Source organism: Streptomyces sp. NPDC045678 (assembly GCF_056432085.1).
This window is the reverse complement of record NZ_JBWKJS010000007.1, coordinates 121323-142175: the sequence shown is the minus strand read 5'-3', so window position 1 is coordinate 142175 and position 20853 is coordinate 121323. Positions and strand designations below refer to the sequence as shown.

19 protein-coding genes are annotated in these 20853 nt (G+C 71.7%); 9 read left to right on the top strand and 10 right to left on the bottom strand.

Features of this window, described 5'->3' with window-relative positions; all coding sequences use genetic code 11:
* Positions 1 to 55: 55 nt before the first annotated feature.
* Positions 56 to 1321: a serine-threonine protein kinase gene (locus AC07DO_RS24700; RefSeq protein WP_479062678.1), complete on the top strand. Its 1266-nt coding sequence runs from the start codon at positions 56 to 58 to the stop codon at positions 1319 to 1321.
* 42 nt (positions 1322 to 1363) lie between these two features.
* Here AC07DO_RS24700 and AC07DO_RS24695 read toward each other — a convergent pair whose 3' ends face one another.
* Positions 1364 to 4204, bottom strand: a complete 2841-nt coding sequence (locus AC07DO_RS24695) for a penicillin acylase family protein (RefSeq protein ID WP_479062676.1) — start codon at positions 4202 to 4204, stop codon at positions 1364 to 1366.
* A gap of 303 nt (positions 4205 to 4507) precedes the next feature.
* On the opposite strand from AC07DO_RS24695, the gene AC07DO_RS24690 reads away from it, so the two are divergent.
* A complete protein-coding gene (locus tag AC07DO_RS24690) occupies positions 4508 to 5116 on the top strand; it encodes a hypothetical protein (RefSeq protein ID WP_479062674.1) in 609 nt (202 codons plus the stop codon).
* A 12-nt stretch (positions 5117 to 5128) separates the two neighbouring features.
* Here AC07DO_RS24690 and AC07DO_RS24685 read toward each other — a convergent pair whose 3' ends face one another.
* Together AC07DO_RS24685 and soxR are read right to left on the bottom strand one after the other, a co-directional pair.
* Positions 5129 to 5647, bottom strand: a complete 519-nt coding sequence (locus tag AC07DO_RS24685; protein ID WP_479062672.1) for a hypothetical protein — start codon at positions 5645 to 5647, stop codon at positions 5129 to 5131.
* A 120-nt stretch (positions 5648 to 5767) separates the two neighbouring features.
* Positions 5768 to 6238: a redox-sensitive transcriptional activator SoxR gene (gene soxR / locus AC07DO_RS24680; RefSeq protein WP_479062670.1), complete on the bottom strand. Its 471-nt coding sequence runs from the start codon at positions 6236 to 6238 to the stop codon at positions 5768 to 5770.
* 94 nt (positions 6239 to 6332) lie between these two features.
* Between soxR and AC07DO_RS24675 the strand changes: the two genes are divergently transcribed.
* Complete coding sequence (locus tag AC07DO_RS24675) at positions 6333 to 6797, top strand: MaoC family dehydratase (RefSeq protein WP_479062668.1); 465 nt, start codon at positions 6333 to 6335, stop codon at positions 6795 to 6797.
* Here AC07DO_RS24675 and AC07DO_RS24670 read toward each other — a convergent pair.
* On the bottom strand, positions 6788 to 7426 hold the full coding sequence (locus tag AC07DO_RS24670; protein ID WP_479062666.1) for a TetR/AcrR family transcriptional regulator: 639 nt from the start codon (positions 7424 to 7426) through the stop codon (positions 6788 to 6790). The two genes, AC07DO_RS24675 and AC07DO_RS24670, sit on opposite strands and share 10 nt — an antisense overlap.
* Positions 7427 to 7520: 94 nt before the next feature.
* Entirely contained in the window at positions 7521 to 8672 is a 1152-nt protein-coding gene (locus tag AC07DO_RS24665) for an acyl-CoA dehydrogenase family protein (RefSeq protein WP_479062664.1), read from the bottom strand.
* 107 nt (positions 8673 to 8779) lie between these two features.
* Here AC07DO_RS24665 and AC07DO_RS24660 point away from each other — a divergent pair, with 107 nt between their 5' ends.
* Both AC07DO_RS24660 and AC07DO_RS24655 read left to right on the top strand, forming a co-directional pair.
* Positions 8780 to 9427 (top strand): TetR/AcrR family transcriptional regulator, encoded by a 648-nt coding sequence (locus tag AC07DO_RS24660; RefSeq protein ID WP_479062663.1) that lies wholly within the window; start codon positions 8780 to 8782, stop codon positions 9425 to 9427.
* Positions 9428 to 9562: 135 nt separating this feature from the next.
* Positions 9563 to 10315 (top strand): ArsR/SmtB family transcription factor, encoded by a 753-nt coding sequence (locus AC07DO_RS24655; RefSeq protein WP_479062661.1) that lies wholly within the window; start codon positions 9563 to 9565, stop codon positions 10313 to 10315.
* On the opposite strand, the gene AC07DO_RS24650 is transcribed toward AC07DO_RS24655, so the two are convergent.
* On the bottom strand, positions 10305 to 10880 hold the full coding sequence (locus tag AC07DO_RS24650; RefSeq protein WP_479062660.1) for a TetR/AcrR family transcriptional regulator: 576 nt from the start codon (positions 10878 to 10880) through the stop codon (positions 10305 to 10307). The genes AC07DO_RS24655 and AC07DO_RS24650 overlap by 11 nt on opposite strands.
* A gap of 69 nt (positions 10881 to 10949) precedes the next feature.
* Between AC07DO_RS24650 and AC07DO_RS24645 the strand changes: the two genes are divergently transcribed.
* Together AC07DO_RS24645 and AC07DO_RS24640 are read left to right on the top strand one after the other, a co-directional pair.
* A complete protein-coding gene (locus tag AC07DO_RS24645; protein WP_479062659.1) occupies positions 10950 to 11537 on the top strand; it encodes a dihydrofolate reductase family protein in 588 nt (195 codons plus the stop codon).
* Between the two features lie 58 nt (positions 11538 to 11595).
* A complete protein-coding gene (locus AC07DO_RS24640; protein ID WP_479062658.1) occupies positions 11596 to 12630 on the top strand; it encodes an urea transporter in 1035 nt (344 codons plus the stop codon).
* A 68-nt stretch (positions 12631 to 12698) separates the two neighbouring features.
* Here the strand turns inward: AC07DO_RS24640 and AC07DO_RS24635 are convergent, their stop codons facing one another.
* Together AC07DO_RS24635 and AC07DO_RS24630 are read right to left on the bottom strand one after the other, a co-directional pair.
* Positions 12699 to 13778: a Zn-dependent alcohol dehydrogenase gene (locus tag AC07DO_RS24635; RefSeq protein ID WP_479063241.1), complete on the bottom strand. Its 1080-nt coding sequence runs from the start codon at positions 13776 to 13778 to the stop codon at positions 12699 to 12701.
* 43 nt (positions 13779 to 13821) lie between these two features.
* On the bottom strand, positions 13822 to 15216 hold the full coding sequence (locus tag AC07DO_RS24630; RefSeq protein WP_479062656.1) for an aldehyde dehydrogenase family protein: 1395 nt from the start codon (positions 15214 to 15216) through the stop codon (positions 13822 to 13824).
* A 163-nt stretch (positions 15217 to 15379) separates the two neighbouring features.
* On the opposite strand from AC07DO_RS24630, the gene AC07DO_RS24625 reads away from it, so the two are divergent.
* Together AC07DO_RS24625 and AC07DO_RS24620 are read left to right on the top strand one after the other, a co-directional pair.
* Entirely contained in the window at positions 15380 to 16435 is a 1056-nt protein-coding gene (locus tag AC07DO_RS24625) for a sulfotransferase (protein ID WP_479062654.1), read from the top strand.
* A gap of 434 nt (positions 16436 to 16869) precedes the next feature.
* Positions 16870 to 18084, top strand: a complete 1215-nt coding sequence (locus AC07DO_RS24620; protein WP_479062653.1) for a S8 family peptidase — start codon at positions 16870 to 16872, stop codon at positions 18082 to 18084.
* On the opposite strand, the gene AC07DO_RS24615 is transcribed toward AC07DO_RS24620, so the two are convergent.
* Both AC07DO_RS24615 and AC07DO_RS24610 read right to left on the bottom strand, forming a co-directional pair.
* Positions 18068 to 19303, bottom strand: coding sequence for an MFS transporter (locus AC07DO_RS24615; protein ID WP_479062651.1), 1236 nt, complete (start codon positions 19301 to 19303; stop codon positions 18068 to 18070). The genes AC07DO_RS24620 and AC07DO_RS24615 overlap by 17 nt on opposite strands.
* Positions 19303 to 20724: a CitMHS family transporter gene (locus tag AC07DO_RS24610; protein ID WP_479062649.1), complete on the bottom strand. Its 1422-nt coding sequence runs from the start codon at positions 20722 to 20724 to the stop codon at positions 19303 to 19305. The genes AC07DO_RS24615 and AC07DO_RS24610 overlap by 1 nt, the downstream gene beginning before the upstream one ends.
* Positions 20725 to 20853: the final 129 nt, after the last annotated feature.

Here is a 20853-nt window from a genome sequence, read left to right as displayed (position 1 = left end):
ACGTGCCCCTGCCGCGCATCTGGCCAGGTGGCCCGGGCGGCAGGACCATACCGGCGTGGAGCCCTACTGGGAATTGACCTTCGACGCCGACGGCGACGTCGACACCGAGCAGCGCGCGCGGCTGCTGGCCGGCGCGGACCGTGAACGCGTCACCGATCTGCTGGTCTTCGCGCACGGCTGGAACAACGAGAAGAAGGACGCCCGGAAGCTGTACGGGCGTTTCTTCACGCCGTGCCGGGACCTCGCCGGGACGGGAGTGCGCCTCGGCTACGTGGGGGTGATGTGGCCCGCGATCCGCTTCCCGGACGAATCCATCCCCGACTTCGACCCGTCGGCCGCGCCCGTCGCCGCCACCCCGCCGGGCGAGCCCGTGCTCGACGCGACCACCCGGGAGGCGCTCGACCGCGCCTTCCCCGACCACGCGGCGACCCTCGACCGGATCGCCGAACTGCTCGCCGAGCGGTCCGAAGTGCCGACCCGCGTCTATGAGTTCGGGCGGCACGTGCGCGAGCTCGTGTCGCTGCGCGAGACCCATCCGGCCCGGCACTTCGGGCAGGACACCGGGGCGGGCGAACCCGCCATGCTCACCGACGACGCGGTCAAGGTGTGCGAGGTGTTCGCGGCCGCGCGCGCGGACACCGGAGAGCCCCTCCTCCTCGCCGAGCTGCGCGACCGGCTGTGGGACGGCGCGTACGAACTGCTGCGCCAGGGCACGTACTACGCGATGAAGCGCCGTGCGGGCGCGGTCGGCCAGCTGGGGCTCGGGCCCGCGATCGGTCTGCTCGCCGCGGACGTGCCGCGAGTGAGGGTGCACCTCATCGGGCACAGCTTCGGCGGCCGGCTCGTGTCGTACGCGCTGCGCGGGATGCCCGCCGACGTACGCGCGGTGAAGTCGGTGACGCTCCTCCAAGGCGCCTTCTCGCACTACACGTTCGCCGAGCGGCTGCCCCACGACACCTCGCGCGGCGGCGCGCTGCACGGGGTGCAGAAGCGCGTCGACGGGCCACTGGTCGCCTGCTACTCGCACCACGACGACGCCCTCGGCCGGCTGTACCCCCTCGCGTCGAAGCTGGCCGGGGACTCCTCCGGCTTCCTCAACCTGTGGGAGCGGTGGGGCGCCATCGGCTACAACGGCATCCGGTCCGTGCCCGGCACCCGACGCATCAAGCTCGGCGAGAAGGTGCCGCCCAAGGGGTGCGTGAGCATCGACGCGGCGTCGGTGGTGCGCCGGGGCGGTCCGCCCTCCGGCGCGCACAGCGACGTGTGCCACGAGGAGCTGGCACGCGTCGTGTTCGCCGCGGGGCGGATCGCCCGGTCCTGAGGGCCTGTCCGAGGTCCTGAGGACCTGTCGGAGGGTTGCGGTCTACCGGTGGCGGGGGAACTCGACGACCTGCTGGTACGTCGGGCGGTTCTGCCACTGGATCGGCTTGTGCGTGATGCCGCCGAGCGCCCGGTGGATGACGGAGTCCGCGCACCACTGGTCGCCGGCCTTGCACGAGTCGTCACCGGGGTACACCTCGGTGGCGGGCTGGGCGACGGCCTGCCCGAGGGTGGTGAGCAGCGCGTCGCGGCAGGCGTCGAGCTTGCCGCCGCCGCAGTAGGTGTCGGCGAGCTCGCCCTTCACCGGCTGCCCGAGCACCTTGCGCAGGTCCTTGTCCGCGTAGCCCCACCAGCCGTACTGGAAGGCCGATCCGGCGTGCGCCCCCGTCGGCCCGTGCCCGGCGGAGGGCGCCTCGTCGGTGGCGAGCTGGGAGGTGAGGGCGCCGTACAGCTCCTTGCCGAGGCCCGGCTCGAACTCGGCCTCGATCAGCCGCGGCCACCACGCGTCCATGATGCGCACGGCGTCGGGGTGTGCGTACGTCCTGGATCCCGCCGCCGTCTGGTTGCGCTGCGTGCCCGCGGCGCGCCAGGCCTCCAGCTGCTGTACGGCCTTGGCCAGTTGCGGGTCGGTGACAGGCTTGCTGCGCAGCACCTTCAGGAGCTCGGGCAGCACCTGTTCGCCCCGCAGGTCGGTGACGGCGGCCTCGGACATGGCCTGGGTGAGCGAGGCGCGGGTCACACCGCCCTCCTCGGTGAGCTTCTTGACCCGTCCGTCGAGCAGGTCGCCGCGGTGCACGGCGCTGACGCCGAAGCCCGCCGTGCTGAAGTCCTTCGCCTGCTTGTTGTTCCAGGAGATGTAGTAGTCCTGGTTGACGGACTGCGGGTGCGCGGCGGGCGGGGTCTGCGCCGAGGTGTTGTCCGCCGGGTCGAAGTCGCGCCATTCGAGGTCCTGCTGCGCCTTGACCGGCAGGGCCGGGTCGACGCTGTCGGCACGCTCGGGGTTGGCGCCGCTGTTGTAGTACGCGATGTCGCGCGAGTCGGCGTAGAACCAGTTGAAGGCGTAACTGATGTGCTCCGCGGCCTTCTTGAACGTCGAGGAGTCCTTGACGAACGAGGGGTCGTTCAGCATCTGGAAGCCGATGATGGAGTCGGCCTCGTGGCGGTAGGTGGAGCGCAGCGAGACGTACGCGACCGGTGTGCCGTCGACGCTCGCGCGGTGTGTGACGATGCCGTACTTCGTACGGAAGACCTGCATGCGGTAGGAGCCCGCGGCCGTGGAGTCGGCGACGGTCGGCTTCCAGGCGTTCTTGTGCTCCATCTTCTCCATGGGCAGGCAGGTGCCGCGGTACAGATAGCCGGCCGACTGCTTGGTGGGCGCGCCCCCGCCCGGTTCGCAGAGCTCCACCGCGTACGTGTCGGTGATGTCCTGTCCCGCGGACGTGGCCGACCAGGCGTAGTCCTGGCCGCGCCCCAGCTGGACGTACATGCCGACGCCCGCGAAGGAGACGCCGCGCGCGCTGATGCCGGGGCCCTGGAGCTCCTGCTGCATGAGGAGCTGGGGTGCGAAGTAGCCGGTCTGCGGGCCGAAGACGGCGACGGGGTTGCCGCTCGCGGTGTGCTTCCCGGAGACGAGCAGGGCGTTGGACATGCCCTTCTTGTGGCCGTCGGCCCGGAACAGGTCCGGGGGCAGGACGCCCTTGTCGTACATGCCCTGCGCCGGCTCGAGTTTCTTCGGCGCCTTCACCGGGTCCTTGGCGCCGCTCTCGGCGCCGCCCTCCCGGTCGTACACGAGCTGTTCGCGCTCGACCGAACCCGGGTCGGGCAGGGCGGTGCCGCGCGCCTTCTCCGGCTTGCCCGCGTACGGGAAGCTCGTGCCGTCGTGGATGGTCCGGACGGCCTCGGGGTCGTTGCGGGCGCGGAAGGACTCCCAGACCTCCGTGCCCTTCTCGACGCCGTACTTCTTCTGGGACTCCAGGAGGGAGAGGGCGGACTCGACCTCTCCGCCGCCGCCGTTGCCGAAGAGCCCGCCGACGACGGAGGCCAGCGCGATCATGTCGGTGACCTTGAAGGGTTCGATCTCGCCGACGTTGGTGACCGCGTCTATCTTGCCGGTCAGGACGTACTCACCGGGGAAGTAGCGGCCGTTCTTCGACTTCGTGCGGTACGCGTTGAGGCCGTCGATGTAGGCCTGTGCGTCCTCCATGGCCTGCTTGCCGCGCTCGCCCTGGGTCGACCTGATGTACTCGACCTGCTTCTCCAGGTCCTTCTCCGTGTACGGGGCCTGCGGCCAGAACTGCTGCTCCAGGCCCTGGTTGGCGGGCGCGCCGCCCGCGAACGAGGTCAGCCGGCCCCGTCCGATGTGCCGGAACAGGTCGATGAGCCAGAGCCGGTCCTGTCCGGCGGCGAAGCCCGCGCCGAACTCGGTGCCGTAGCGCGTGGTGCCCTTGATGTGCGGGACGCCGTACTTCTTGTCCCGGGTGATCGTCACGTCGTCGCGCGGCTTGGTGACGGAGGCGACCTGGTCGCCGGGCACCCCGAAGGAGGCGTCGTCGAAGAACTCCGTGAGCTTGTCGTCCGTGAGCGACGGATAACCGGAGGAGAGCGCGTCGTACGGGCCCAACTGGTCGTCGGCGTGGGCGGGTCGGGTGCCGAGGACGCGGTGGGCGAGGATCTCGGCGAGCGTCGCGTTGCCGTTGGCGCCGGGTGGCAGGACGTCCGCGCACTGGCCCCCGCAGTAGTCCGTGCCCTCCGCCGCGGGCCGCTCCTCGGGGGCCGACTCCCGGGGGCCGGCGACGGCGCCCGGCAAGGGCGCGAGCAGGGAGGCGCCGAGCGCGAGCGCCGCCCCTGCGGTGAGTGTTCTGAGCCTGACGATGCGTCGTCGCATGGGTGCTCCTCCGGTTCCTGCGGAAGACCGATGCGGCGGAGGCTACTGGCGGGTTGCCCAACGTGAAAGATGAACAAGCGTCGCCTTTTCCGAATCACCACAACGCGCCCCCCATGCGCCTGCATCACCCCAGCTCGTGCGGGCAGGCGAAAAACGGTCGCGCGATGAGGGAGCCGAATCGCGTGTCGATACGTCTACTCGGCGACGTCGTGACGAACTCGATGGACTCGACTCGACATCGACGCCGGCGAATGCGGAACACGGGTACCAGTACGGAAGTACGTGTGACGGAGGTGCAGGGCGATGGCCGGATTCCGGAGTCTCGCGAGACAGGTGCGTGATCCGAAGAGCGACCTGGCACTGCGGCGCTACTCGCTGCGCAAGTGCCTGGAGAGGTTCGCCCCCTACGGCCACCGGGCGACCTGGGACCATCTGTGCGCCCGGGCGGGGTTCGGGCCCGAGGACAGGTCGCCCGACCCGGTGCGGCTGGTGGCGGCACTGAACGAACTGGAGGCGGCACGGGCGGTGTGGCTCGCCTACGAGGCGGGCTTCGCCGAACGCCGCCGCAAGGAGAAGCACGACGGGCTCAGGCGCCCCGGCAGCGTCGACGACTGGCACCGCTGCACCTGGGGCGGTTGCGGCGTGGCCTGGTGCGACGACCCCGACATCCACCCGGACGAACCCCTCGCCGAGGTGCTTCGCCGGCTCATCGCGGCGCTGGAGAGGGAGCCGGGCACGAGCTGCCCCGTCTGTGCGGACACCGCCCTCACCTGGAAGCACGGCCTGGCCCACGAGCCGTCGTCGGGAGCGGTCTGCACGGGTTGCGGCATCGTCGTGCCCGGCCCGGTCCTCACCGCCGACGCCGTGGACCGGGCGCGCGCGAGGCGGCTGCGTCCCTTGGTGTCGGCGTGAGGAACGGTGCGATCAGGGCGTGACCACATCCGTGTGGATCGCCAGCTTGAACTGGGCGTGGATCAGCGGCGTGCGGAGCTTCACGTCTCCCGCGCCGCGTGCCGAGATCTTCAGGCCGAGCGGCGTGCCCGGGTGCACGAACATCTGCCAGAGGTAGGTCCGGTACTGCCCTCCCCGGGTCGGCGCGGAGTCGGTCGTCGCGGTCGAGTCGTACCCGCTCGAGAGGTTCAGCGGGTCACGGACGTACCGCGAGCGGAACTCGGTCGCCTTCGCGTCCGGCTCCCAGAAGACCATCGCCGAGAGCACGCCCCAGCCCTCGTGGCTGGGCCATATCAGCCCCGAGCGTGCGTCCGGATACGCCGAAGGGCTCGTGAGGCCCTTCGCCGGGTCGTGCATGCGCCACGGGTCGTAGGACTCGTCACCCGCGCCGTACGGAAAGCGCACCAGGTGGTAGCCGTCACTGTCGTACTTGACGGTCTGCCGTCCGTGGCGTGCGGCGTCCCACAGCAATGAGCAAATGGCGACGGACATCGGCTCTCCCCCGTTCTGTGTCGACGTGCTCTGCGTGCTCCTGGACGTACTCGCTTATGTAGAACACACGTTGGTACGCCGAGCCCGGTTGCGGCCAGACGTGGTGCGGGGAAATTCGTGTCACTGCTCCCGGGGGCCGCGGTCCACCAGGAGCCGGGAGCCGCTGTGCCGCTCGCCGAAGACGTCGTCGGGGTTGGAGAGCACGCAGGTGTCCAGGGACAGGCAGCCGCAGCCGATGCAGTCCGTGAGGTGGTCGCGCAGCCTGCCGAGCTGCCTGATGCGCTTGTCCAGCTCCGAGCGCCAGCCCTCGGAGAGGCGCGCCCAGTCCTCTCGGTTGGGCGTGCGCTCCTCGGGGAGCGAGTCGAGGGCCTCGCGGATCGTGGAGAGCGGGATGCCGACGCGCTGGGAGGCGCGGATGAAGGCGACGCGGCGGAGCGTGTCCCGGTGGTAGCGGCGCTGGTTGCCGGAGGTGCGGCGGCTGGAGATGAGGCCCTTGGTCTCGTAGAAGTGCAGGGCGGACACGGCGACGCCGCTGCGGTCGGCGAGCTGGCCGACCGTGAGTTCGTGGATCTTCTCCGGTATCTGGTGCACGTTTCAAACCTACTGGCTGGTCCGTTGACACGCGTCGACCCACGCACCATGCTGAGCAAGCGCTTAGTCTGCATACGTCTAGGAGGCCAGGAACATGGCGGAGCCGAGGATCTTCACGTCGCCCGAGGAGCTGCGCGCCGGTGTCGGCGAGCAGCTCGGACACAGCGACTGGCTGGAGATCGACCAGAAGCGGATCGACCTCTTCGCGGAGGCGACCGGCGATCACCAGTGGATCCACGTGGACGCGGAGAAGGCGGCGCAGGGCCCCTTCGGGACGACCATCGCGCACGGCTATCTGACACTGTCGCTGCTGCCGATCCTGGTGCCGCAGACGCTGCGCGTCGAGGGCATGAAGATGGGCCTCAACTACGGCACGGAGAAGGTCCGCTTCCCCTCCCCCGTGCCGGTCGGCTCGCGGCTGCGCGCGACCACCGTGCTCACGGACGTCACGCCGACCAAGGACGGCGGCGTGCAGGTGACGGCCAAGGTCACCGTGGAGCGCGAGGGCGGCGACAAGCCGGCGTGCGTGGCGGAGTCGGTGTCGCGCTACTACTTCTGAGGTTCACCGGGCCGGGCGCCCACCATCCGCAGCACGAGGTCGGCGTAGAGCGCGCCGACCTCGTCGGGCGTCCGCTGCCCCGCCACGTTGAACCAGCGGGCGACGTCGATGCAGAGCGACAGTACGGCGAGCGTGGTGCCCGGCACGTCGGGGACGTCGAACTCCCCCGCCCGCACCCCGTCGTTGATGATGTCCCGCACGGCCGCGTCCGACTCGCGGCGCAGCGCGACGATCTCCGTGCGGTGCTCGTCGCCGAGCGCGTCCAGCTCGTACTGCACGACCCGCGCGGTCGTGTGGTGGGCGGCATGCCAGCCGACGAAGGAACGCACGGCCTCCTGGAGCCGTTCGGCGGGGCCGCCCTCGCCGTCCGCCGCGGTCCGCAGGATCTTCAGGGCCTTGTCGTGGCCGATCCTGCTGATGCGGTGGAGCAGCTCTTCCTTCGTCTTGTAGTGGATGTAGAGCGCGGCGGGGCTCATGCCGGCGCGGCCCGCGATGTCCCGGGTCGTCGTCGCGTGGTACCCGCGCTCGGCGAAGGCCTCGACGGCGGCGACCAGCAGCCGCCTGGCCGCGTCGGGGCTGACCTCGCCCCACGGCTGCTCCTCGCCGGGCGTCTCCTCCGCCGTACCCATGTCCACTCCTTCACCGTTCGGGAGGGACACCATACCCCTGACGGTGAGCAAGCGCTTAGCGCGGCGCTGGCGAGGAAGCCCGGCAGGTCGGTGCTCAGAAGGCCGAAACCCCGGTCAGCGCGCGGCCGATGACGAGCTTCTGTATCTGGCTGGTGCCTTCGTAGAGGGTCATCACGCGGGCGTCGCGCAGGAGCTTGCCCGCCGGGTACTCGTCGATGTAGCCGTAACCGCCGAAGACCTGGAGGGCGTTGTTCGCGGCGCGCACGGCGGCTTCGGAGGCGAACAGCTTGGCCTTGGAGGACTCCGTGGCGAACGGCTGCCCCCGGTCGATGAGGTCGGCGACCCGCCAGGTCAGCAGGCGCGCGGCGTCCACGTCGACGGCGATGTCGCTGATCAGTTCCTGCACCAGCTGGTGGTGGGCGATGGTCTTCCCGAACTGCTCGCGCTCGGTGGCGTACCGCACCGCCGCGTCCAGGGCGGCCCGCGCGATGCCCACACAGCCCGCCGCCACCGACATGCGCCCCTTCGCGAGGGCCGACATGGCGACGGAGAAGCCCTTGCCCTCGGGCGCCATCATGGCCGACGCGGGGACGCGGACGTCCTCCAGGACGAGTTCGGCGGTGGCCTGGCCGCGCAGGCCGAGCTTGCCGTGCAGGGTGCGGCGGGTGAGGCCGGGGGTGTCGGTGGGGACCAGGAAGGCGGAGACGCCCTTGTGGCCCGGCGCGTCGCCGGTGCGGGCGAAGAGGAGCACGACGTCGGCCCAGGTGCCGTTCGTGATGAACATCTTGGTGCCGTTGACGACGTACGAGTCGCCGTCGCGCACCGCTTTGGTGGTGAGGCTGCCCGCGTCGGAGCCGGTGCCCGGTTCGGTGAGCCCGAAGCATCCGACGTACTCACCGGAGGTGAGCCCCGGCAGCCACTGCCGCTTCTGCTCCTCGCTGCCCCAGTGCGCGATGGTCTTGGCGACCAGGCCGAGCGAGACGGAGACGATGCCTCGCACGGAGGAGTCCCCGCGCCCGAGCTCCTCGGTCACCAGGCAGTACGCGAGGTGGTCGCCGCCCGAGCCGCCGTACTCCTCGTCGATGGTGAGCCCCAGGAAGCCGACCTCGCCGAGCTTCTTCACCAGGGCGCGGTCGACGCTCTCCGCGCGGTCCCACTCGACGACGTGCGGTGCGATCTCGCGCGCGACGAAGTCCTCGGCCAGCTCGCGGACGGCGGTCTGCTCGTCGCTGAGCTCCAGGTTCATCGGGGACACCTCTCCGGTCGGGATCGTGACGGCACAGCCGTCGAAGCATGACGTCGCGTTTTAAATTAGCACTGCTAGTTTGTTCTGGCAGCCCTACTATGTGGCGCATGGCCCGACCGCGCAAGCCCCTCCTCAGCCGAGAACGCATCGTCGACACGGCGCGCGCACTCGTGGACGCCGAGGGGCTCGCGGCCGTCTCGACGCGCCGCCTCGCCGCCGAACTCGGCGTCAGCGGGCCCTCCCTCTACAACCACTTCCGCACCAAGGACCAGATCCTGGAGGCGGTCGCCGACTCGGTGAGCGCGCAGGTCGACCTGTCGATGTTCGAGGCCGACGACGCGCGGGACTGGCGCACGGCACTGCACGACTGGGCGGTCTCCTACCGGGCGGCCCTCACCCTGCACCCGAACATCGTGCCGGTGCTGGCGCGCGGCCCCGGGCGCAGGCCCGCCGGACTGCGGCTCGCGGACGCGGTGTTCGGGGCGATGGTCGACGCGGGCTGGCCCGCCGCGCAGGCCACGTCGATCGGCGCGCTGATGCGGTACTTCGTCATGGGCTCCGCGATCGGCTCGTTCGCCGGGGGCTTCGTGGACGACGAGGCGGCCTACGACCCCGCCGACTACCCGCACCTCGGCCAGGCCCACCTGCTCGCCGACCGTCAGCAGGTCATCGACGAGCGAGCCTTCGAGGCGGGCCTGCGTGCCCTGCTGGACGGGCTCGCGTTGCAGTACGAGCAGGTGGCGGCGCGGACGTAGGGTCCGCACGGTTCGGTGCGCTCTCGACGTATCGCACGGTTCGGCGCGCTCTCGACGTACCGCACGGTTCGGCGCGCTCTCGACGTACCGCACGGTTCGGTGCGCGCCGAACCGTGGAGGGCGCACCCTGGAGACATGAAGCCGGGCCCCACGAAGAACGCCACCGCCTCCGCCACCACGTCCGCCACCGCCCCCGCCCTCGCCTCCCTCGCCGGGCTCTTCGCGGACGAGACGCGGGCGGCCTGCCTGCTCGCGCTGCTCGACGGGCGGGCCTGGACGGCCGGCGAACTGGCCCGGCACGCGGGCGTCGCGCCCTCGACCGCCAGCGAACACCTGGGCCGGCTCGTCGCCGGCGGCCTGCTCACCGAGGCCCGCCAGGGCAGGCACCGCTACGTGCGCCTCGCCGACGCGCGGGTCGCCCAGCTCGTCGAGGACCTCGCCGCCCACGCGGCACCCGGGACCGAGGTCCGGCCGCGCACGCTGCGCGAGGCGGGCGCCGCGGGGGCGATGGCGCGGGGCCGCACCTGCTACGACCACCTGGCGGGACGCCTCGGGATCACCATCACCGGGGCGATGACGGAGCGGGGGCTGCTGCGGCAGGACACCGGGTTCGCCCTGACCGACGAGGGCGTGGCGTGGTTCGAGGGGTTGGGGATCGAGCTGGCGCGCGGCGGGCGCCGTCCGCTGGCGCGGTCCTGCCTGGACTGGACGGAGCGCAAGCCGCATCTCGCCGGGGTCGCGGGCGCGGCGCTGTGCGGGCACGCGCTGACCGCGGGCTGGTGCGAGCGGATCGGTTCGGAGCGGGCCGTGCGGGTCACCCCCGCCGGGGCGCGGGCCTTCGCCGCGCACCTCGGCATCGACGGCTTCGGGGACCGCGTCACTCCGTGACGATGCGCTCCACGGCGGCCGCGACGAGAGCGTCGCGCTCGGCGTCCGAGAGGACGTCGGGCAGGGTGAGCTGCTCGACGATGAGCCAGTTGAAGGCGAGGTAGAGCAGCTTGACGGCGGTGGCGTCGCCGGGGAGTCCCGAGGACTCGTGGTACGAGAGGTTCGCCTCCAGGTCGGCCCGGACGCGCTCGGTGAGGACGGCACGGAGCTCCGGGCGCCGGGTGGCCTCCAGACGGAGTTCGAGCAGCGCCAGATAGCCCGTACGGAAGCCGCTGACGCGGCCGACGACGTCACGCATCAGCGCGACGTAGGTCTCCTTGTCGGGCTTGGCCGTACGCTGCCGCTCGACCTCCGCCTCGTCGGGCGTGAGGCGTTCGTAGACCCGGGCGCCCGCCTGGGTGAGCAGGTCGTCGCGGTTGCCGAAGTAGTTGGACGCGGTCCCGGTGGGCACGCCCGCCTCGGTGTCCACGGCCCGGAAGGTCAGCCCGCGGGCACCCTCCCTGGCCAGCACCTCGATGGCGGCGTCGACCAGGGCCGCCCGCCGCCCGTCATTCCTGCGCACCATTGACACCACTCCATTCGCAGTACTACGTTCCAACCACTACAACATGAGTACTACAGGGGGAGTAACCGTATGCGCAAGCTGGTCTACTACATCGGCGCTTCCGTCGACGGATACATCGCGGGCCCCGCGGGCGAGTTCGACTTCTACCCCGTGGGCGACGCGGACCGGGCCGCCGACTACGCCGCCCGGGTCAACGCCCGCTACCCCGAGACCGTCCCCACCGCCCTGCGCCCCCACGTCGGCCTCGCGGACGCCGCCAACCTCCGCTTCGACACGGTCCTGATGGGCCACGGAACGTACCGGCAGGCGCTGGCCCACGGCACCCCGAGTCCGTACGCGCACCTGCGCCAGTTCGTGCTGTCGAACTCGCTCGGCGCCTCCCCCGACCCGGCGGTGACCGTCGCCGGTGATCCGCTCGCCCTGGTCCGCGACCTCAAGCGGCAGCCGGGGCAGGACATCTGGCTGTGCGGCGGCGGCCGGGTCGCGGCCGCGCTGCTCCCCGAACTCGACGAGCTGATCGTCAAGAGCTACCCCGTCGTCGCGGGGGCCGGGATCCCCGTCTTCGGCGGGAAGTTCGACCCCACGCGGTTCCGCGTGACGGCCCGTGAGGCGTTCGACAACGACGTGCTGATGACATGGTTCGAAGCGGCCCGGTAGATGTAACCTGCATCCGTCTCGTCGGACGGGAGACGTCGGACGGTTGAGGGACGTGGGGGTGGCCGTGGGGCACGCGATGGACGCGCTGGACGCCGGTGGTCCGGTCGGGGGGCCGGGACACTCGGGCGACAGCGGGGTGCGGGCGGCCCCACCGGCCCGCGTCAGGGTCTTCGCGGCGCAGGTGCTGCGCGGCCAGGGCCAGGTCACCTTCCTGCCGAACGCCCTCACCGGCGCCGTCTTCGGCGTCGCGCTCTGCGCGGCGGGCTGGGAGTACGGGGTCTACGGCCTGGCCGGCACCGCCGTGGGAACGGCCACCGCACGGCTCCTCGGCGTGGACCGCGACCGCGTCTCGGCCGGACTCGAGGGTTTCAACGCCTGCCTGACGGCGCTCTGTTTCGCGGTCTTCCTCGGCGCGGCCCACCTGTCGACGGCGCTGCTCACGGTCGCGGGCTGCGTGGTCGTCACGGTCGTGACCGCGGCCGTGGTCCGGGTGCTCGGCGTCTGGGGCCTGCCCTCGCTCACGCTCCCGTACTGCCTGCTCGCCACCGCGGTGACCATCGCCGCGCCCGGCTTCGGACGGCTCTGGCACACCGGGCAGGGCGTGGCCGCCCTCCCGCTGCCCGCGTCGGGCACGACCGCCGTCGAACCGGGCGAGCTCGCCCGGGGGTTCCTCGCCGGTTTCGCCCAGATCTTCTTCATGCCCCAGTGGTACGTGGGCGCCCTGCTGCTGCTCGGCCTCCTCGTCGCGGGCCCCCGCACGGCCGCCGTCGCATGCCTCGGCAACGCCGTGGGGGTCGCGACCGCGTGGGCCCTCGGCGCGCCGGCGGCCCGGATCGCCGACGGCACGATGGGCTACAACGCCGTGCTCGTGGCCCTCGCGCTGTGCGGCGTCTTCCTGCCGGCGCGGGCGGCGACCCTCACGTACGCACTCGTGGGAGCCGCCGCCGCGACGGCGCTCGGACCCGCGGTCTCGGCCCTCTTCGCACCGTCCGGCGGCCACGCCTTCACCTGGCCGTTCGTCCTGACGACGTTCGTGTTCCTGGCGGCGGCCAAGTCCTTTCCCCGGCTGACCGGTCCGGCGGACGGGGACTAGTCAGGAACAGGGGCCGGTCAGGAACAGGGGCCGGTCAGGAACCCGGTCCGGTCAGGAGCCGGGTCCGGTCAGAAGACCACCAGCGCCCGGCCGCCCTTGCCCGCGAGCATGTTCTCGAACGCCGCGGGGATGCCGTCGAGTCCGATGCGGTCGGTCACCAGGACGTCCAGGTCCAGGCGGCCCGCCCTGATGTGTTCGGCGAGCACCGGCAGGTCCACCGTCGGGTCGCAGTTGCCGTACACGCAGCCGGACAGGGTCCTGCCCCAGTGGAAGAGCTCCAGGGCGTTGAAGGTGACCTGCTGGTCCTTGCCTCCGATGCCGACGACCGTGGTGCGTCCCCCGCGCCGCGTCGACTCCCAGGCCGTGCGGATCGTCACCGCGCGGCCCACGCACTCCACCGCCACGTCGACGCCCTGGCCGCCGGTGAGCTTGCGGATGTCACGGGCCGTCGTCTCCGAGGCGACCACGTAGTCCGTGGCGCCGGCCGAGCGGGCCAGCTCCTCCTTCTCCGGGGAGACGTCGACGGCGACGATCCGCCCGGCGCCCGCGATCCGCGCCGCCTGCAACGTGGCGAGGCCAACCCCGCCGACGCCGAACACCGCGACGCTCTCGCCCTCGCGGACCCGCGCCGAGTGGTGCACGGCGCCGTACCCGGTCAGGACGGCGCAGCCGAGCAGCGCCGCGTCGGTGAGCGGGACGCCGTCCGGCACCGGCAGGACGCAGTTGGCGGCGACCACCGTCTCCTCGGCGAACGCGGCGACGTTCAGGCCGGGGTGCAGGTCCGTGCCGTCCGGCCGCTTGGCGTAGACGTCGGCGGCGCCCGCGAGGGCGTTCACGCACAGCCACACCTCGCCGAGCGAGCACGGATGGCAACCGCCGCAGGACGGCGCCCAGTTGAGGACGACCCCGTCGCCGGGCGCGACGTGCGTGACGCCCTCGCCGACGGAGACCACGGTGCCCGCCCCCTCGTGGCCGAGGACCGCGGGCACCGGTACCCGCATCGTGCCGTTGGACAGGGACAGGTCGGAGTGGCAGACCCCGGCGGCCGCGAGGCGCACCCGGACCTGGCCCGGGCCCGGCTCCGGCAGGTCGATCTCGGCGATCTCCAGCGGGGAGCCGACGGCGGGGAGGATGGCGGCGCGAACCACGTTCACGTACTCCTTCGGAAGGTCTCGAACTCGGGCCGAACGGTCAGAACTGCAGGGACTTGGTCTGGAGGTACTCCGTCAGGCCGTGCGCGCCCAGTTCCCGGCCGACGCCCGACTGCTTGTACCCGCCGAAGGGGGCGAGGGGGTTGAAGCTGCCGCCGTTGACGTCGACCTGGCCGGTGTCCATGCGGCGGGCGAACGCCACGGCCTCCGCGTCGTCGGCCGCCCACACCGCGCCCGCGAGCCCGTACACGGTGCCGTTGGCGATGCGCAGGGCGTCGTCCTCGTCCTCGTACCGGATGATCGAGACCACCGGGCCGAAGATCTCCTCCTGGGCGATGGTCATCTCGGGCGTGACGTCGGCGAAGACGGTGGGCTGCACGAAGTAGCCCTTGTCCTTGCCCTCGGGTGCCTCGGGGCCGCCCGCGACGATCCGGGCGCCCTCCTCGACGCCCTTCTCGATGTAGCCGCGCACGCGCGCCTGCTGCTTGGCGTTGACGACGGGGCCGATGCGGTCGCCGTACTTGGCGGCGGCGGCCGCGGCGAGCTCCACCGCCTCGTCGTACCGGTCGGTGTGCACCAGCATGCGGGTCCACGCGCTGCACGTCTGGCCGGAGTTGGACATGACGTTGGCGACGCCCACGTTGACGGCCTTGGCGAGGTCCGCACTGGGCAGGATGACGTTGGCGGACTTGCCGCCGAGCTCCAGGGCGACGCGCTTGACGGCCGCGCCCGCGGTGGCGCCGATCTGTTTGCCGACCGCCGTCGACCCGGTGAACGAGACGAGGTCGACGCCCTCGTGCTCGGCGAGGGCCTGACCCGCGACCGGGCCGAGGCCGGTGACGAGGTTGAACACGCCCGCGGGCACGCCCGCCTCGTCCACCGCCTCGGCGAAGAGCTGGGCGGTGAGGGGGGTGTCCTCGGCGGGCTTGAGCACGACCGTGCAGCCCGCGGCGAGCGCGGGGGCCACCTTGTTGACGATCTGGTGGAGGGGATAGTTCCAGGGGGTGATCGCGCCGACCACGCCGACCGGCTCCAGATAGACGGTGGAGTTGCCGACCCGCTCCTCGAAGGGGTGCGTCGCGGCGAGCTCGGCATACGAACCGGAGACCAGGATCGGCACGCCCGCGTGCACGGCCTGCGAGAACGGCAGCGGCGCGCCCAGCTCGGCGGTGACGGTCTCGGCGACCTCGTCCTTGCGGGCGACGAGGCGGTCGCGGAGCGCCCCGATCAGGGCGGCGCGTTCGGCGGGCGGGGTGGCGGCCCAGCCGGGCAGGGCGGCGCGGGCGGCACGGACCGCGGCGTCGATGTCCTCCGCGGTGCCGGCCGGGACCCGGCCGACGGGCTGTTCGTCGGCGGGGTTCAGGACCGTGATGGTGTCGGTGCCCGCGGCCGGCCGCCAGGCGCCGTCGATGTACATCCCGTCGTGGGCCTTCATGGCATTCCTCCAGGTAGACGACCGCATACAAACTAGCGCTGATAGTTTTCTGGCACCAGGGGAATCTGGTGCGGGGCACCGGGCTGTGCTGAGGTACACAGGGACGACATACCCGGCCGAACCGGCACGGCCGGTCCGGCACACCCGCGACGCGCCCCGGAGAGTGACCTTGCGCAACCTGACCTTCGTCATCGGCACCGGCCGCAGCGGCTCCACCGCGCTGTCCCGCATCCTCAACAGCCACCCCGACGTGCTGAGCCTCAACGAGTACATGGCCTCGGTCGGCGAGGCGGCCTTCCCCGAAGGCGTCCTGTCGGGCGCGGAGTTCTGGGAGCCCCTCTTCCGGCCCACCCCGTACTTCGCGGGCATGCTCCGCAGCGGGGTGCCGATGCCGGAGTTCCTCTACACCCGCACGCCCGGCGGCCGGTACGCCCCGGAGACCACCGGCATCCCCGCCCTCTCCCTCATGGTGCTGCCCCACCTCACGGACGACCCCGACGGTCTGCTCGACGAGGTCCGCGCGGCGGTCGTCGAGTGGCCCGTCCGCGCCGCCGCCGCGCACCACGAGGCGCTCTTCGACCTGCTCGCCGCACGGTTCGGCCGTGCCGCCGTCGTGGAGCGCTCCGGCTACTCGACGGGCTGGGCGCCGGGGCTGCGGGCCGCCTTCCCGTACGCGAAGTTCGTGCACCTCTTCCGGGACGGTCCCGACTGCGCGCTGTCCATGAGCCGCCACTCCGGGTACCGCGTGATCACACTGATGCGGGAGATCGCGGAGCGCACGGGCGTCGAGAGCCTCGGCGACCTCACGGAGGAGCAGGTGCGCTCCCTGCCGCCGGAGCTCGCGCCGCTGCTCGACGAACGCTTCGATCCCGCTCTCGTACGGGACCGCGCCTTCCCGGTGCGGCCGTTCGGCGACCTGTGGTCCGAACTCGTCGTCGAGGGCGTACGTTTCCTCGATGACGTGCCGGAGGGCCAACGCATGACGCTCGGGTACGAGGACCTGCTCGACGCCCCGCGCGACGAACTCGCCCGGCTCGCCGCGTTCGTCGGGGTCGAGGCGGACCCGCGCTGGCTGAAGGACGCGTGCGACCGACTCGACCACAGCCGCCGCGGCTCCGCACGGAGGCAGCTGACGGCCGCGGAGTACGACGCCCTGCGGGAGTCCTGTACGAAGGGCACCCGCGCCCTGCTCCAGGCAGCGCCGCGCCCTTCCGCTTGAGCCCCCCGATTGCCGCCCGGCACCATTCCGCTTGACGCGCGCCGACGGGCCCGGCCGGGGCGCGCCCGGTGGTGGAATCCAGCCCTCGCCGAGCCCGGTTCCAGGCCGCCTTAAGAACCGCGCAAGGCCTCCGACCAGGGATTTGTTCGCTCAGCGGACGTCGCGGGGTGCGCGCGTGGCACACGCACCCCGTCTCGCCGCGATCTGTTTTCCGGACACACCCCACCCATTCGGCGCGTATTCGATTTCAGAAACATGAAAGTGGCATGACAAGGCGTCAACTCTCTTGCTCCTTACGGGCGGAGCGGCCACGCTACTGATCGCGACGGGAGCGGCACACACCGCTCCCATCTGTGTGTGCGATTCCGCGCGCACCCCCCACAGTCGCGTCGCCCCACCCCGGGCACGCCGCCTATGAGGAGGACTCCCTCGTAATGGCCATGCTTCGCAGCAAGAAGACTGTGATCGCCGCCGCGATCTCGACCGCCACCGCCGCCGCCGTCCTCGGTGCGGTCACCACCCTGCCCGCCCAGGCCGCCCCGGCCGAGGGTCACGTGATCGCGGCGGGTTCCGCCGACGCGGTCAAGGGCAGCTACCTCGTCACGCTGAAGGAGGGCTCCGGCCTCAAGGCCGCCACGAGCCAGGGCAAGGACCTCATAGCCGAGTACGGCGGCTCGGTGCAGAAGACCTTCAAGTCCGCGCTCAACGGCTACTCCGCGAAGCTGAGCGCGGCGGAGGCACGGAGACTGGCCGCCGACCCCGCCGTCGCCTCGGTCGAGCAGAACCGGAGACTCCACGTCGATGCGACCCAGTCCAACGCCCCCTGGGGCCTGGACCGCATCGACCAGGCCAAGCTGCCGCTGTCCGGCACCTACACCTACCCGGACAGCGCCGGGACCGGCGTCACCGCGTACGTCATCGACACCGGCGTGCGGATCACGCACTCCGAGATCAGCGGCCGCGCGGTGAACGGCTACGACGCGGTCGACGGCGACAACACCGCCCAGGACGGCAACGGCCACGGCACGCACGTCGCCACGACCATCGCGGGCAAGACGTACGGCGTGGCCAAGAAGGCCAAGATCGTGGCCGTCCGCGTCCTCGACAACAACGGCTCCGGCACCACCGCCGGTGTCGTCGCGGGCATCGACTGGGTGACGAGCAACCACGCCGCGGGCGCCCCCGCCGTGGCCAACATGTCGCTCGGCGGCGGCGCGTCCACCACGCTCGACAACGCGGTGAAGAAGTCCGTCGCCGACGGCGTCTCCTACGCGGTCGCGGCGGGCAACGCCAACACCAACGCGGCCAACACGTCGCCCGCCCGCGTCCCCGAGGCCATCACGGTGGGCGCCACCAGCAACACGGACGCTCGGGCCAGCTTCTCCAACTACGGCTCGGTCCTGGACATCTTCGCGCCCGGCGTGAACATCAAGGCGGGCTGGAACACCGGCGACACGGCGACCAACACCATCTCCGGCACGTCGATGGCCACCCCGCACGTCGCGGGCGCCGCGGCGGTCTACCTGGCCGGTCACACCTCGGCCACGCCGGCGCAGGTCTCCTCCGCGCTGGTGAACGGTGCCACGCCGAACGTGGTGACCAGCCCCGGCTCGGGTTCGCCCAACAAGCTGCTCAAGATCGTTCAGTAACCTTCCGCTCGGCACGGCCGGTTGTGCCCCGGAGGCTTTCGGCGCCTCCGGGGCGCTTCCGTACGCCGAGCGCCGCCGCGGCGAACAGCAGCCCGCCCAGCATCACGAACGGGGCCGCCACGCCCGCGACACCCGCGATCAGGCCCGCCGCGGCGGGCGCGGCGACCTGCCCGAGCCGGTTGCCGGTGAGCCGCAGCGCGAGCGCCGTGGAGCGCGCGCCGTCCGGCGCGGCCTGGACGACGGTCGTCATGGAGAGCGGCTGGCCGACGCCGAGACAGAAGCCGAGCACCGCGAGCACCAGAGCGAGGCCCCACACCGGCAGGGGCAGCGCGATGCCCGCGCAGAGCAGCCCGGCGACGAGGCAGGTGGTGGTCAGCAGCACCGCCCTGCCCAGGAGCCGGATCAGCGGTGTCATCACCAGACGGCAGGCGATGGTCGCCGCGGCCCGCAGGGACAGGAGCAGCCCCACCGTGGCGGGAGCGATGCCCCGGTGCTCGCCGACCACCGGCAGGTACGCGGTGAGGATGTCCGTCGCGGAGAGCACGGCGAGGCTGATGAAGATGCCCGCGGGTACGCCCCGGGTGCGCAGGATGCCGAGGACCGGTACGCGCTCGGCACGCGCCGGTGCGGAGGACTTCGGCCGCTCGTGCTCGATGCGCCACAGCGAGGTGAGGGAGACCGCGGCGACCGCCGCCGAAACGACCAGGGCGAGCGCGCTGGTGCGGTCCATGTCGCCGCCGATCAGCGCTCCGGCGGCGATCGGTCCGATCAGCTGGCCGAGCGAGGCACCGATGGTGAAGTGGCCGAAGTTGCGGTCCTGTTCGGCGGGCGCGGACTGCCGGGCGACGATCGACTGCGCGCCGATCACGAAGCAGAGGTGGCCGAGCCCCATCACGCCGCTCCAGGCCGCCATCGCGGTGAGCGAGCCCGCGGTGCCGCTGAGGGCGCAGCCGCCGGCTATCAGGACGACGCCGACGGGCAGCAGCGGCGCGCACCGGCCGTGGTCCGTCCTGCGCCCGAGCGGTACGGCGGCGAAGAGCGGAAGCAGGGCGTAGACGCCCGCGATGACGCCGACGGCCCGCTCGTCGGCGCCCAGCGCGAGGGCCCGGTAGGAGACGGCGGGCCGCGCCATCGACACCGCCCCCTGCGCGAAGCTGAAGGCGATGACGAGACGGAGCAGCCAGCCCCTGCCACCGGGCCCGGACGACGCGTCGGGCATCAGATGATGCCGAAGAGGATTCCGGCGCCGAGCACGACGAGCGAGGTGAGCACGGCCCATTTGACGGTGAACTTGGTGTGGTCGCCGAACTCGACCTTGGCCATGCCGACGAGGACGTACACGGCGGGCACGAGCGGGCTCGACATGTGGAGGGCCTGGCCCGCGATGGAGGCGCGGGCGATCTCCAGGGTGCTGACGCCGTGCGCCTGGCCCGCCTCGGCGAGGACCGGCAGGACGCCGAAGTAGAAGCCGTCGTTGGACATGAAGTAGGTGAGCGGGATGGAGAGCAGCCCGGTGACCAGGCCCATCTGCGGCCCCATGCCCTCGGGGATGGCGTCGACGAGCCAGTCGGCCATGTGGTCGACCATGCCGGTGCCCTGGAGCACGCCGGTGAAGACGGCGGCCGCGAAGACCATGCCCGTGACGTTGAGGACGTTCTCGGCGTGGGCTCCGATGCGGGCCTTCTGGTCGGGCATGTGCGGGAAGTTGACGGTGAGGGCGAGCGCGGCGCCCAGCAGGAAGAGGACCGGGATCGGCAGCCACTCCATGATCATGGCGGTGAGCAGCAGGACGGTGAGGGCCGCGTTGAACCAGTAGAGCTTGGGGCGCAGGGTGGGCCGGTGGGGGTCGAGCCCCTGGAACCCGTCGTCGTCGCCCTCGCTCTCCGGTGCGGCCGCACCGGTGCCGTCGCCCGCGCCCCCGGTGGTCGCCTTCGTGAGGGACGTACGGCCGTCGCCGTCGCCCCCGGCGCCGACGAGAACCGTCTCGTCGGCGGTCTCCTTCTCCAGGACCTCGTCGAGCGAGAGGATGCCGAGCCGCTTGCGCTCGCGCAGACCCAGTGCGTACGCGAGGAGGAAGACGGCGACAAGGCCCATGGCGAGCGCCGGGATCATCGGCACGAAGATGTCGGAGGCGTCGACCTTGAGCGCGGTCGCGGCGCGGGCGGTCGGGCCGCCCCAGGGCAGGGTGTTCATGACGCCGTTGGCGGTGGCGGCGACACCCGTCATCACGACGAGGCTCATCTTGAGGCGCTTGTACAGCGGATACATCGCCGAGACCGTGATCATGAAGGTGGTCGAGCCGTCGCCGTCGAGGGAGACGATCGCGGCGAGCACGGCGGTGCCGACCACGATGCGCACCGGGTCCGCCTTGCAGAAGCGCAGGATGCCCCGGACGATCGGGTCGAAGAGACCGACGTCGATCATGACGCCGAAGTACACGATGGCGAACATGAGCATGGCCGCCGTGGGCGCGAGATTGCCGACGCCTTCGAGGACGTAGTCCCCGAGATGGGCTCCCTTTCCTACGAACACGCAGAAGAGCGCGGGGATCAGCACCAGTGCCGCGATCGGCGACATCTTCTTCATCATGATCAGCACCAGGAAGGTGGCGATCATGACGAATCCGAGGATTGTCAGCATGGGGGCTACCTAACGTTCACCATCGAACTCCCACCAGGTCTGGCGGTCCGGACGACGTTAGGACCCGCCATCCAGCGTTAACAAGATGTTGACGCGCGAGCAATAAGCGCAAAACTCCTGGTCACGGCC